This is a genomic window from Marinobacter sp. DS40M6, assembly GCF_028581595.1.
Classification (GTDB): domain Bacteria; phylum Pseudomonadota; class Gammaproteobacteria; order Pseudomonadales; family Oleiphilaceae; genus Marinobacter; species Marinobacter salarius.
The window spans coordinates 189,750-202,471 of record NZ_JAFCAE010000003.1; the positions used below are offsets into that span (position 1 = coordinate 189,750).

At 56.2% G+C, this 12,722-nt stretch carries 14 protein-coding genes; 4 read left to right on the forward strand and 10 right to left on the reverse strand.

Features of this window, described 5'->3' with window-relative positions; translation table 11 throughout:
- Nucleotide 1: 1 nt before the first annotated feature.
- Both JJO78_RS08545 and JJO78_RS08550 read right to left on the reverse strand, forming a co-directional pair.
- Nucleotides 2-1,243 (reverse strand): saccharopine dehydrogenase family protein, encoded by a 1,242-nt coding sequence (locus JJO78_RS08545; protein ID WP_273623343.1) that lies wholly within the window; start codon nucleotides 1,241-1,243, stop codon nucleotides 2-4.
- Between the two features lie 27 nt (nucleotides 1,244-1,270).
- Nucleotides 1,271-1,696, reverse strand: a complete 426-nt coding sequence (locus tag JJO78_RS08550) for a hypothetical protein (protein ID WP_041333373.1) — start codon at nucleotides 1,694-1,696, stop codon at nucleotides 1,271-1,273.
- A 125-nt stretch (nucleotides 1,697-1,821) separates the two neighbouring features.
- Here JJO78_RS08550 and JJO78_RS08555 point away from each other — a divergent pair, with 125 nt between their 5' ends.
- Both JJO78_RS08555 and JJO78_RS08560 read left to right on the forward strand, forming a co-directional pair.
- Nucleotides 1,822-2,151 (forward strand): hypothetical protein, encoded by a 330-nt coding sequence (locus JJO78_RS08555; RefSeq protein ID WP_036207383.1) that lies wholly within the window; start codon nucleotides 1,822-1,824, stop codon nucleotides 2,149-2,151.
- A gap of 8 nt (nucleotides 2,152-2,159) precedes the next feature.
- A complete protein-coding gene (locus JJO78_RS08560; protein ID WP_273623347.1) occupies nucleotides 2,160-2,624 on the forward strand; it encodes a hypothetical protein in 465 nt (154 codons plus the stop codon).
- A gap of 41 nt (nucleotides 2,625-2,665) precedes the next feature.
- Here the strand turns inward: JJO78_RS08560 and JJO78_RS08565 are convergent, their stop codons facing one another.
- The gene (locus JJO78_RS08565) at nucleotides 2,666-3,607 is read right to left on the reverse strand and encodes an electron transfer flavoprotein subunit alpha/FixB family protein (protein WP_036207389.1); all 942 of its coding nucleotides are present in this window, start codon (nucleotides 3,605-3,607) and stop codon (nucleotides 2,666-2,668) included.
- Nucleotides 3,608-4,357 (reverse strand): electron transfer flavoprotein subunit beta/FixA family protein, encoded by a 750-nt coding sequence (locus JJO78_RS08570; protein WP_036207392.1) that lies wholly within the window; start codon nucleotides 4,355-4,357, stop codon nucleotides 3,608-3,610.
- Between the two features lie 418 nt (nucleotides 4,358-4,775).
- Here JJO78_RS08570 and JJO78_RS08575 point away from each other — a divergent pair, with 418 nt between their 5' ends.
- Nucleotides 4,776-6,428 carry an electron transfer flavoprotein-ubiquinone oxidoreductase gene (locus JJO78_RS08575; protein WP_036207395.1) on the forward strand — a complete coding sequence of 551 codons (1,653 nt, stop codon included), beginning with the start codon at nucleotides 4,776-4,778 and terminating at the stop codon, nucleotides 6,426-6,428.
- A 67-nt stretch (nucleotides 6,429-6,495) separates the two neighbouring features.
- Here JJO78_RS08575 and JJO78_RS08580 read toward each other — a convergent pair whose 3' ends face one another.
- The 6 genes from JJO78_RS08580 to JJO78_RS08605 all read right to left on the reverse strand — a co-directional run bounded on the left by JJO78_RS08580 (nucleotide 6,496) and on the right by JJO78_RS08605 (nucleotide 11,140).
- Complete coding sequence (locus JJO78_RS08580) at nucleotides 6,496-6,957, reverse strand: FKBP-type peptidyl-prolyl cis-trans isomerase (RefSeq protein ID WP_007152117.1); 462 nt, start codon at nucleotides 6,955-6,957, stop codon at nucleotides 6,496-6,498.
- A 203-nt stretch (nucleotides 6,958-7,160) separates the two neighbouring features.
- A complete protein-coding gene (locus JJO78_RS08585) occupies nucleotides 7,161-7,730 on the reverse strand; it encodes a DUF1285 domain-containing protein (RefSeq protein ID WP_041333372.1) in 570 nt (189 codons plus the stop codon).
- A gap of 74 nt (nucleotides 7,731-7,804) precedes the next feature.
- Nucleotides 7,805-8,254, reverse strand: a complete 450-nt coding sequence (locus tag JJO78_RS08590; protein ID WP_036207403.1) for a SixA phosphatase family protein — start codon at nucleotides 8,252-8,254, stop codon at nucleotides 7,805-7,807.
- A 27-nt stretch (nucleotides 8,255-8,281) separates the two neighbouring features.
- On the reverse strand, nucleotides 8,282-9,349 hold the full coding sequence (locus tag JJO78_RS08595) for an NAD(P)H-dependent glycerol-3-phosphate dehydrogenase (RefSeq protein WP_041333371.1): 1,068 nt from the start codon (nucleotides 9,347-9,349) through the stop codon (nucleotides 8,282-8,284).
- 76 nt (nucleotides 9,350-9,425) lie between these two features.
- The gene (locus JJO78_RS08600) at nucleotides 9,426-9,917 is read right to left on the reverse strand and encodes an STAS domain-containing protein (protein WP_036207409.1); all 492 of its coding nucleotides are present in this window, start codon (nucleotides 9,915-9,917) and stop codon (nucleotides 9,426-9,428) included.
- 14 nt (nucleotides 9,918-9,931) lie between these two features.
- Nucleotides 9,932-11,140, reverse strand: coding sequence for a PP2C family protein-serine/threonine phosphatase (locus JJO78_RS08605; protein ID WP_085680588.1), 1,209 nt, complete (start codon nucleotides 11,138-11,140; stop codon nucleotides 9,932-9,934).
- 114 nt (nucleotides 11,141-11,254) lie between these two features.
- On the opposite strand from JJO78_RS08605, the gene JJO78_RS08610 reads away from it, so the two are divergent.
- Nucleotides 11,255-12,721 (forward strand): HD domain-containing protein, encoded by a 1,467-nt coding sequence (locus tag JJO78_RS08610; protein ID WP_085680586.1) that lies wholly within the window; start codon nucleotides 11,255-11,257, stop codon nucleotides 12,719-12,721.
- Nucleotide 12,722: the final 1 nt, after the last annotated feature.

Sequence of the window (12,722 nt, forward strand, 5' to 3'; positions counted from 1 at the left end):
CTCAGCTGGTTTCCAGTACTTCGAAGGTCAGGCCAGCCTTGCTGCTCAGGCGCTCATAGAGCTTGCCATCAAGAAGCGACGATGGTGTCCAGAAACCGCCCTGTTTTTCGGCCGGTACATCAAACGCCAGGCTCATGCCTGCCTCGCCCAGCATCTTGCCGGTTGAACCGTAACCGGGGTCGCGGTCACCCGTGACTTTGGTCTTGATGATCTTGCCGTCGGTCGTCTTGCCCACAAAGCGCAGATCGTAAAAGCCATTTTTCTGGGCTTCCGGGCTTGGGCCCTCGCCCGGCTTGGGCACGAACTTTTCCACCACCCAACGAGTTGGCTTGAACGCAGACGCGGTGAAGAAACCTCCAAGCGCGCCGGTAATTCCGTAAGCCGCGAGACGACCTTTCACACCACGACCAGTCATCATGGCCTCATCGTAGGTGAACTCCTTGCCATAACGAGCGTTCTGCAAAGCGTTGGAGCGATGGACGATCCGGGTGTTGATGGCCCCCATGACGAACGGCGCCAGCCAGACACCGAAGTCGTTATCGAACTCTGCGCCTTTCAGGCTCGGTTGACGGGTTTTGGAGCGGTGCTCCGGCGGGCAGATCGAGAACGGGTTGGCCAGCTCCTTACGCAGTTTCGGGTCGGCGGCCGCTTCCTTGGCGATGTTCATCATGCTGGCCACGGTGCCGCCGGAGAACTCGCCCTTGGCAATTTTGACCCGCATCCGCACGTCCTGGCACGGAGCGCCGAGGGTTTCCGCAGCTTTTTCCTGCAGGAACCATACCCCCATGTCTGATGGGATGGAGTCAAAGCCACAACAATGGACGATGCGGGCCCCGGAGGCCTTGGCTTTGTCCTCGTAGGTGTCCACCATCTTGCGGATCCACTGCACTTCACCGGTAAGGTCGCAATAGTCCGTACCGGTTTCAGCGCAGATTTTGACCAGCGGTTCGCCATACAGGGCATAGGGACCAACGGTTGAGATCACCACGCGTGTCTGGTCACACATGGCTTTCAGGGCGCTTTCATCGGCGGCGTCTGCCACAATGACGGGCAGCTCAGACGCCGACGGGCCCAGGCCTTGTTTGAGGGTGGCCAGCTTGCTTTCTGAGCGTCCGGCGATGGCCCAGCGAACGTCTTTGCCGATACCATAGGACTCCAACAGGTAACCGGTAAGGATCTGCCCCACGAAGCTGGTGGCACCGAATACCACGATGTCGTAGGTGGTGTCAGTCTTTGTGCTCATTCGTTGTCCTTAATCCATTTGGATCAATTATGAATTGGTGGCGGTCGACCGCGACGCTTTTGCACCCATCAATACCAGGAACAGTGCTACACCCAGGCCCCAGAAGCCGTTCAGTATCAGCCCGCCAACCCAGGTCTGGGCGGTGACAGCGATGCCCTTCAGCGGGAAGACCACCAGCATGGCGACGGCTGTCGGCCCGATGGCGCCTACTATTACATTACCCAACCAGAACTTAAAGCCGCCAAAGCGGCCAAGGATCGCCCAGAGCACGATCCCCCAAAGTCCGCCAAAGAAAGCCAGCGAGAAAACAGCGGGAATACCCAGCGGCGGAACCGCAGCCATGTTAAAGGGTGCGGATGGCACCATTCCCACGAAATAAAACACGGCAAACAGCCCCTGATGAAAGATCAGGGTGGCAAGAAGGCCACTGACAAATGCTTTTAACCAGATCATGTCACTATCCTTTCGTTTATTTCCCTGGAGGTTGCAACAAAACGTCGCATCGGCCAATCGAATCATCGTACCGATACTGCACACTCTGTCAGACTCAATGAACCCGAATCCCGGAGGTTAACCCATTGAACACCCTGCTTCTGGTACTGAGCCTCATACTTGCCACTCTCAGCGCCTGGCTGTTCTGGCAGGTACGTCTCCAGCAAAGATCCATTGGCAAGGCGATGGCTGAGAGCTATGGCCCTGATAATACACGGGAACCGGAGCTGATACTTACGCTGCGAGTAAAAGATCCGATTGCCCTGGCAAAACGCGAATCGAAGTCAGCCCGCATGTTGGCAGACCGTCTTCCGGTGATGGTGAAACGGCTGGTGTATCAGGAAGTCATGAAAGAGCTCGAACTGGAACTGGCCGAACGGGAAATCGACGTGGAAATGAAGCTCGAATACCGATAGGAGGCGCCATGGACATCGTATCACTGCTCAGTTTAAGCGCCATCGTGATCTCAACGGGGCTTATGGCGGTTGCGTTCCAGCAACACAGCCGCAACACCCGAACTCTCCGTATCCTTCACTCCCAACGGATTTCGGCCAACAGCCATATCCAGAAAACCCGGATGGATCTGATGGAAACCCGAAACCGGGCCCGCTTGCTGGAGGAAACCGTCAAGAATGGCACCAGCGCGGTAGAGAAGGTTCACAAGGCCATTACCACCACAACGTTCAGCCTGATTGACCGCTTTTCAAGCAATGAGGAGTTCCGCGAAAACGCCCATCGGGCGCGGGAAACCCACGACCAGACCAGTGACCAGATCTATCGCTCGGTGCACACCACCAACAAGGCGTTGCATATACTGGCGGACACCCTGTTTTTCGGTAAGAAGGAAAAACAGCTGACGGCACGAAAAAAGCCGAAAGACGAGCAATAAAAAAGGCACCCTAGGGTGCCTTTTTTAGTAGAGTCAGAAAGTTACAGGACTTTCTTCAACTCTTCCTCAAGCTGCGGAACCGCTTCAAACAGATCCGCGACCAGGCCGTAATCCGCCACCTGGAAGATCGGCGCTTCTTCGTCCTTGTTGATCGCAACGATCACCTTGGAGTCAGACATACCGGCCAGGTGCTGGATGGCACCGGAGATACCAACCGCGATGTACAGCTGCGGTGCAACGATCTTACCGGTCTGGCCGACCTGCATGTCGTTGGGCACGAAGCCTGCGTCAACAGCCGCACGGGACGCACCAACAGCGGCGCCCATCAGATCGGCAACCTGCTCCAGCATCTTGAAGTTGTCGCCGTTCTGCATGCCACGGCCACCGGAAACCACGATACCCGCGCTTCCCAGGTCCGGACGGTCAGACTTGGCCAGCTCTTCGCCGACAAAGGTGGACAGGCCAGCGTCTTTAACCACGTCCAGCTGCTCAACGGCGGCGGAGCCACCTTCACCAGCCACCGGATCAAAGGCGGTCGGGCGTACGGTGATAACCTTGATGCTGTCAGCGGATTTCACCGTGGCAATGGCGTTACCAGCGTAAATCGGGCGAACGAAGGTGTCTTCGGACTCCACACGCATGATGTCAGATACCTGGGCAACGTCCAGCAGCGCAGCAACGCGCGGCATGAAGTCTTTACCCGTGGTGCCGGCAGCGGCCAGGATATGGCTGTAGCCCTTGCCCACTTCGGCAACCAGCTCACCCAGGTTCTCGCCCAGGAAATGACCGTACGCAGCGTTGTCGGCAACCAGTACCTTGTTAACGCCTTCGGCCTTCGCAGCCGCTTCGCCTACAGCGCCGCAGTTCTCACCGGCAACCAGCACGTCGATGTCGCCGCCAATAGCCTTGGCAGCTGCGACTACGTTCAGGGTAGCCTGCTTCAGGCTGCTGTTATCATGTTCAGCAATTACAAGGATGCTCATTTAGATCACCTTCGCTTCGTTCTTCAGTTTGTCGACCAGCTCAGCTACGTCAGCGACCTTCACACCCGCCTGACGGGAAGCCGGGGCCTCAACCTTCAGGGTGGACAGACGCGGAGCAAGCTCAACACCCAGATCGGCCGGGCTCATGGCATCCAGCGGCTTTTTCTTGGCCTTCATGATGTTCGGCAGGGACGCGTAGCGCGGCTCGTTCAAGCGAAGATCGGTAGTCACAACCGCCGGCAGGTTCAGGGCCACGGTCATCAGGCCGCCGTCGACTTCGCGGGTCACGTTGACCTTCTCGCCTTCGACAACCACTTCAGACGCGAATGTGCCCTGACCCATACCGGTCAGCGCGGCCAGCATCTGGCCTGTCTGGTTGTTGTCGGAATCGATGGACTGTTTGCCAAGAATGACGAGCTTGGGCTCTTCCTTCTCAACCACACTCTTGAGCAGCTTGGCCGCTTCGAGAGACTGAACCTCTTCGTCAGTTTCGATGTGGATACCCCGGTCAGCACCCAGTGCCAGAGCGGTACGGATTTGCTCCTGGCAGGCCTTCGGGCCGATGGATACCACCACGATTTCACTGGCAACGCCCTTTTCCTTCAAACGAACCGCCTCTTCAACAGCGATTTCGCAGAATGGGTTCATTGCCATCTTGACGTTGGCGAGATCAACGCCGGTGTTGTCCGGCTTGACGCGCACCTTCACGTTGTAGTCGATTACTCGTTTTACAGCGACCAGAACCTTCATAGATTCCTCGTTCTTCTACGATGAGTTTACAATTGAGAACAGCACATACTTGCAGGACCTGCTGTCTGTCAGGGCGTCATAATACTGCAGGCAAAGGCTACCGGGGTCAATAGTCCCTAAAGACGCTGCACCGCCGCGTCAATGGCCAATGAACACCTGTTGACTCCACCTGAGCGTGAGACGATACTAAAAAACGATTCAAAAAACACGTTTTGGCCCAGTGCCACCAAACAATGCCAAAGGTAGACCCAAATTTCAAACAAACGTTTGTTTGATTATTCAATTGCGGTATCCTTTTACTCTATTAAGGCAGGTGCTTTCGCTTTGAGGGAGTCGTCTATACGAGCTTTTACCGGTATGATGACGCCCCTAAGAATTTGCCTGTTGGCATCACTATAAAACAGATGAGGAGACCAACGTGGAACGCGAATCGATGGAATTTGATGTTCTGATCGTCGGCGGTGGGCCGGCTGGCCTCTCGGCAGCCTGTCGTGTCATGCAGATGGCCCAGGAAGCCGAGCAGGAACTGACCGTCTGCGTCGTTGAGAAGGGGTCCGAGATCGGCGCCCACATCATGGCTGGCACAGTGTTTGAGCCCACGGCCCTCAACGAGCTGTTCCCGGACTGGAAAGAGAAAGGCGCACCGCTGAACACGCCGGTCACCCGTGATGACATTTTCCTGCTGAAGAACCAGGAAGGCGCCACCAAGATTCCAAACGCCTTTGTGCCCAAGAACATGCACAACCACGGCAACTACATCATCAGCCTGGGCAACCTGTGCCGCTGGCTGGCCGAGCAGGCCGAAGGCCTGGGCGTTGAGGTGTATCCCGGTTTTGCCGCTTCCGAAACCATCGTAGAAGATGGCCAGGTCAAGGGCATTATCACCGGCGATATGGGTGTGGCCCGTGACGGCTCCGAAAAAGACGGCTTCATGCCGGGCATGGAACTACGTGCCAAGTACACCCTGTTTACCGAAGGCTGCCGTGGTCACCTGGGCAAGCGCCTGATCAACGATTTCAAGCTTGACGAAGGCAAAGACCCTCAGCACTACGGTATTGGTATCAAGGAATTGTGGGACATCGATCCGGCCAAGCATGAGCCAGGCCTGGTTATCCACACAACTGGCTGGCCGTTGAACGAATCCGGCTCCACCGGTGGCTCCTTCCTTTACCATCTGGAAAACGGCCAGGTATACGTTGGCCTGATCAGCGATCTGTCCTACAGCAACCCGCACATGAGCCCGTTCGACGAGTTCCAGCGCCTGAAGCTGCATCCGGAGATCAAGAAACACCTGGAAGGCGGCAAGCGAGTGGCCTATGGCGCCCGCGCCATCACCAAAGGTGGCTTCAACTCCCTGCCGAAGATGAGCTTCCCGGGCGGCCTGCTGCTGGGCTGTGACGCCGGCACCCTGAACAGCTCCAAGATCAAGGGCTCCCACACCGCCATGAAATCCGGCCTGCTGGGCGCAGAGGCAGTGTTTGAAGCGTTGAAGGACGGCAAGAGCGGTGAGGAAATCACCAGTTTCGAAGAGCGCTTCAAGGATAGCTGGCTCTATAAAGAGCTGTATGCCGAGCGCAACTTCAGCCCGGGCATGCACAAGTTCGGTAACTTCGTGGGCGGCGCGATTGCCTACTTCGAGCAGAACATTCTTCGGAGCAGTCTGCCGTTTACGTTCCACGACACGACTCCCGACTATGCCACGCTAAAGCCTGCGGACCAGGCCAAGAAGATCGATTATCCGAAGCCGGATAACAAACTGACCTTCGACAAGCTGTCCTCGGTGTTTATCTCCAACACCAACCATGAGGAAGATCAGCCGGTTCACCTGAAGCTGTCCAACCCGGACATCCCAATTAAGGATAACCTGCCGAAGTACAACGAGCCTGCGCAGCGCTACTGCCCGGCCGGCGTGTACGAAGTGGTTGAAGCGGATGACGGCAGTGGCAAGAAGTTCCAGATCAACGCGCAGAACTGCGTTCACTGTAAAACCTGCGACATCAAGGACCCGGCCCAGAACATCACCTGGGTGACGCCGGAAGGTGGCGGTGGTCCGAACTATCCGAACATGTAAATAGTTCTGGATAGCAAAAAAAACGGCCCCAACAGGGGCCGTTTTTTTATGAACAACTATGACGAGATCAGTGAGCGTGACCGTGCTCTTGCTCTTCGTCAGTTGCTTCGCGCGCTTCAACCACTTCCACGTCGAAGTGCAGGGTCTGGCCTGCCAGCGGGTGGTTGGCATCGATGGTGACGGTTTCGTCGCCCACTTCCACGACACGAACGACCTGGGGGCCACCCGGAGTCTGTGCCTGGAACTGCATGCCCGGCTCGATGGTGTCGACACCTTCAAACGCAGAACGTGGGACCGGCTGGACCAGTTCTTCGTTGACTTCGCCGTAACCTTCACCCGGCTCAACAGATACTTTAACCTGATCGCCAGCGTTCTTTTCGTTCAGCGCATTTTCCAGTCCGCCGATAATGTTCTGAGCACCTTCCAGATAGGACAGAGGCTCGCGACCTTCTACACGGGAGGAGTCCAGCTCTTCTCCCTGGTCGTTGGTGAGCGTGTAGTGGATGGTGACAACACGAGGTTGGGCCATGTGATCTCCTTGCGTGTCGCAATGACTGTTTGATGTAAATTTGGGCAATCGAAAGTGATCTTGAACAGCCAGACTGCACAGAGGGACTTACGACCACCGGGCCTCGTTAGAGAGCCAGGCTCGGTAACAAGTTCGAAAATACAGTTTAACAAGTGTCAGACTGCGTTTTCTACCGTGAGTTAGTTGGGACGGCGGCTGGTAATTCAACCGTTATCGGCAATTTTATAGAAATTTCCGCTACTCCAGACACCTATAACGGTATCTTCTCCGGAACTTTCTTCAGTCACCCGGTCGGCCAGATCGTAATAAGCGGCCGTTACCAGCCTTGCCTCCACACCGTGGCGTAAACCGATGACCGGGCGTGGCTCGTTGGTTCCTTCATAAACCCCAATGTGCAGAGGGTGCTCGTCCCCAACTAACAGTGTCTCTCCTGTGTTGGTAGTTACTGACAGAACCTGATCCTTTCCACTGCCAGAGACTTCAAGAGAATGAGCAAGAATGGCCGTATCTTCGACAGTGATCCGCCACTTCTCAACCGGCGTCACCAGATAATGGTGCCCGTCACTTTCCTGCCGCAGAATCGTCGAGAACAGCTTAACAATGGCGTCCCGGCCGATGGGCTTGCCCTGATACAGCCACTGCCCGTCACGGGCAATCACGATATCAATGTCTCCGGACAGCTCCGGGTTCCATGTTTCGAGCGGTGGCAGGCCTTTTCCGGGAGCCTGTGCACTTTCCACTTGTTGCGCAATTGTCTCGGGCTTCTGGCTCATAAAGGTTATTCCTGTGTGGTTTCACAGAAACTATGGGCGCTGGGGCACCGATTTTAAAGGTCTTATGAGAGATTTCAGGGTAGGAATTGTGCCCGCAAGTCTGCGCAGCCTGGGCCTGCTACAGGCATTTCGAGAACCACGGCCTGAGCGGTCATAAAGGGGATGCCCTTACGATGACCATCCACCAGGAGTGTCGAAAGGCTGCCAACAAAGGGCATATGAGAAATCAGCAATAACGGAGAGGGAGCGGATTCGATCAACTCATCCAGACAACGGCCGGGATCATCATCCGGCGTAATATAATCCTTTTCCGTGACCGGGCAATTCAGAATCTCAGACGCAATCGCAGCGGTTTGCCGGGCCCTGACCAATGGGCTGCACCAAATAAACTCAGGGCGCCAGGGCGACTCCGCAATCTGAGCGGCTACGTCCGCCACCCCGTGGCGACCAAACTCCGTCAGCTCACGCTCCCTGTCGAGAGTGTGCCAACCGGCCTCACCATGGCGCATGACGATCAAGTGCACTGGCTTTCCCTCCGGCTAACCCGAACCTTACTGACTGATGGTTCGTGGAAGAATGAATTCCACATCTGAATTCTGGACCGACATCATCAGACTGTTGATCACTGCACTGATGGAGGCGCCATCGTAAAGAATCTCATAGAGCCCTCGAACCAAAGGCATGTAGATACCAATCGCCTCGGATTTCTCCTTGACCAGTTTCAGGGTATAGATGCCCTCGGCCACCTGGCCCAACTCCGCGACCGCCTCATCCAGCGCCTGGCCGTTACCTACGGCGTAACCAACACGGTAGTTCCTGCTTTTCGGAGACGTACAGGTCACGATAAGATCCCCTACCCCCGCAAGGCCCATAAACGTCATGGGGTTGGCCCCCAGGCTGACCGCAAACCGGCTCATTTCCGCCAGCCCGCGGGTAATCAGCATCGCTTTGGCGTTTTCTCCCAGATTCCGCGCTGACGCCAGCCCGGCAACGATGGCGTAGATATTCTTCAGTGCACCGGCCAGCTCGACGCCATACACATCCACATTGGCGTAGACCCGCAGATATTCGCAGCCAAGCAGTTCCTGAACCGTGCGGCGCACGTCAGGGTCCTTGGCTGCGATAACGGTTGCCGTGAGGTCCTGACTGACGATTTCACCAGCCAGATTGGGACCGCTGAGCACACCAATGCGGGAACGCGGAATTTCTTCCTGAAGGATTTCGCTCATCAGCTTGAAGCCATGCTCTTCGATGCCCTTGGTCAGGCTGACAACGATCTGCCCTTCCCGGAACTCAGAGCTGTTTTCACGAATGACGGAGCGGAAGGCTTTGCTGGGAATGGCCACAAAGACAATTTCAGCCTTACCGACGGCTTCCGGCAGGCTGGTAGTCGGTTGAATATCACCAGTTAGGGTGACATCCGGCATATAGCGGCTGTTGATACCGGTGTTGCGGATTTCATCCGCCTGGGCTTCGTCCCTCATCCAGAAATGGACGGTATGGCCATTCTCCCCCAGCACTTTGGCCATGGCAGAACCGAAACTGCCACCACCGAGAACCGCTACATCATGGCCGGTCTGGGAAACGTCGGTGGGCCCACGGTTATTTTTCTCAGGCATAGTCGTTCCGTTATGTTTTATGGTTCAGCCCGGTAAACGGCCGGCAGGAATGGAGAACGCAGTGATGACCCCGGGCTCAGCCGGACTCCTCGCATTCCAGGGCACGCACCAGGTTCTTGAATTCTTCCCGGTTACGGCTGTTCAGGCCCATCAGCACACGGTGGGCTTCCAACACCTTATCCCTGACCTGCTGCTCGCTCGCGCGCAATACGGGGATTTCTTCCAGTTCTTCGATGCGGGACGCAGGCTCGCGAACAATGATGAAAATCTTGTCGAAACCCATGGAGGTGATGATTCGGGTTATATCAGGGTTGGTGGATATCATCGTGGGCAGGAAATTACTGCGTTTCTGGGCAGCCATAGCAATCTTGGCCAGCAGCCCAAGGGTGGTGCTGTCGATGATCTCGGTTTCGGTAAGATCAATAACCACCGTCTTGAAGTCAGGATCCTGGGTAATGGACTCAACCAGATTGTCCAGCGTCGAACACAGGTTCAGCCGGATTTCTCCAATAAACTTAAGGACATAGATGCCCTGTTTTTCAGCTTGCAGGATCTTGTAACCAGCCATTGAATCCACTGCCACTATGTCGACGTCGGGCCATTGGTATCAGGATCGGTATCCGTTACTGATACGATAGCAATATCGTCAGGTAACTCTGTGATCTCGTCGAGATTCAGAGCGTCGCCCAGGGAAGCAATAGTGTGACTACCTCCCGAGACGAGTTCAAGTAGTGTCTTTTCCTTTTCATCCAGGCTTTTGGCCTTGATGACCTCCAGTATACCGTCTGAGAAAAGAATCAGGTGGAACGGCTTGTCCAGTGGAACTTCGTAAACCTCCCATTCCGGCGTCTCGAACAGCCCTACCGGCAAGCCACTGCCTTCGAGGAACTCTGTCCTGCCGCCCTCCAGGGAAAGGATCGGCATCGGGAAATGGGCGCCCACCGAATAGCGAAGGCTCCTGTCAGACGTTGATATGATGCCTACGAACACCGTTACATGCTTGCCCAACCCGGTATCGAGCAGTTCGGAATTAATCCGCTCAAGGAAACGATCGGGAAACAGGATGTCATCACTGGAGCCACGCCTGAGATTGCGCTGGAGGCGGTTGGTCAGGTTTTTCAGCAACACCGTTACGAACGCCGAGCTGGCACCGTGGCCAGACACGTCGGCGATATACACCAGCACCTTGTCTTCGGTTATTCGGAAATAGTCCAGGAAATCCCCGCTGAGAAACAGCGAGGGCTTGATGAGGTGATTGACGGAAAAGCCGGAAAGCACCTGTTCCCGGTCTGGCAACATTCTGAGCTGGACCTTACGGCCGGCGCGCTGGTCGGCGCGTAATTCCGCAATGCCATCCCGCAAGTCCCGGTTCGCTTCTTCCAGTTCCTGGCGGTAAAGCTGGTTGAGCCGGTTCACACGCACCCGATCAAACAGCTTGCCAATAACGTCATCGAGGGCGCCACGATCATCGGAACAGGGTTTAAGTACGATATCGGCCGCGCCCGCTCTCAGCGCATTGACGATTTCGGAGGCATCTGCGGTGGAATAGCAGGCAACGATGGGGGTGAAGGTTTCCGCGTCTTCCAGTCGACCGGCAAGCTCACCAATGGCGTCCGGCGACAGGTCGGCAAAAATGATGTCCGGAATATTATCGTCGAACAGGGAACGGGCGGAAGCCAGGTCCGAATAACCGGTAACGTAGAATCCCCTGGCCTCAAGGTATCGACCCAGTTCCGAGCGGGCACGTTCATCCGAATCGATAATAAGAATGCGCTCGGTGCGCGATGTCATGGCGATTGCCCTAAACTACCATCGGTAAACAGGAAATTGGGTTTCTGATACCTATTCTGGCACGCCCCTGTGATATAACAAGACATGTTTGATGTTTTTGGGAGGTTGTAATCTATGAGAAGTGCCGTCAATGACCTGCTCGGGGCTTATGACAAGCTGATCATGGACCCGGTCCATGGCGGAATTCCGCTTTACCGGCATGAAATCAAGGTTATCGACCATCCCCTGTTCCAGCGCCTGCGCAACATTTGCCAGAACGACATCCTCAGCCTGGTTTTCCCTGGGGCGACCCACTCACGCTTCCTTCACAGTATTGGCGTGATGCACGTGGGCACGCGGATGTTCCGCTCGATGATCGACGCCTACCTGCGGGAACGCCAGCTCAGCGACCAGACAGACCTTAGCCTCAGCCAGCTTGATGCCATTGACTACCTGGCCAAGACCATCCGCCTGGGCTGCCTGCTGCACGACAGCGGACATTCCAGCTTCTCCCACCAGTTCACCCAGGCGCGGCGCATCCACGACCTTATGTCGCGGCCCGACCGGTTTGATGACCTTTGGAGCGGTGTCGACTATTCCGTGTATCACAGTGAACGCCCGGAAGAACTGGAGCACGAGCACTATTCCGTGAGGGTTGCCCACGAAGTGCTGTCGTCCATTGACCTTGAGACCGCCGGCCTCGATCCAAGAGACGTGATCGGCATCATGGAGACCACGGATGTGCGGCCCAGCGATGCGTTCTGCCGCCACGCACGCACCTTCTGGAATTTCATCGCCGGTAACGACGCGGACTCCGGTATTCTGAGTGAAGCCGACACCCCCCGGCTGGTGATGGACCTGATGTCGTCCATTGTCTCCGGTGAAATCGACGCCGACCGGGCCGACTACATGCTTCGGGACGGCTTTCACTCCTCAGTCACCATCGGTGGTTTCAACCTTGACCACCTGCTGAGCAACCTGCGCTTCGGCTGGGACGTGCGCGAGCCCTGGCTCGGCCTGGCCATTACCCAGAAGGGTCTTGGCGCCTTGGAGGACTTCGTCTACAGCCGCCACCAGATGTACCGCAAGGTCTACGCCCACAAGACGGCCCTGGGTTTCGACTGGCTGTTGCGGGAAGCGATCAACGAAGTGCTTGAAGACCCGGAAATATTTGATTGGGTGGATACCTGCCTGAGCGACATGCGTTACTTCGCAGAACTGACAGACAGCTTCTTCTGGGAGGCTTTTCGCAAAGTGGCGCGGAAAAAGTCTGGCAGTTATTCACGCTGCATTGTGGACCGGGCCAAACTGAACCACCTGGACACCCGAGAAGATCTCACTGTCGCCGGCATCGAGGATCACAGCCGTTGGCTGGCCCGGGAGCTGGACCTGGACCCGGGCGAGGTTGTGACCTGCTCCATGCGGGCACGGTTCTCGAACATCCAGGACAATTTCAACGGCATCAAGGTACTGGTGCGTGATCCGATCAACCGTGCCCGTTCCCTGCGCAAGATTACCGATATCAGCGCCTTCTTCAGCAAGTTCAGCGACGGTACCATCACCCACTTCTACGTTCGGCCAACCGTACTGACCGGCAAGTAAG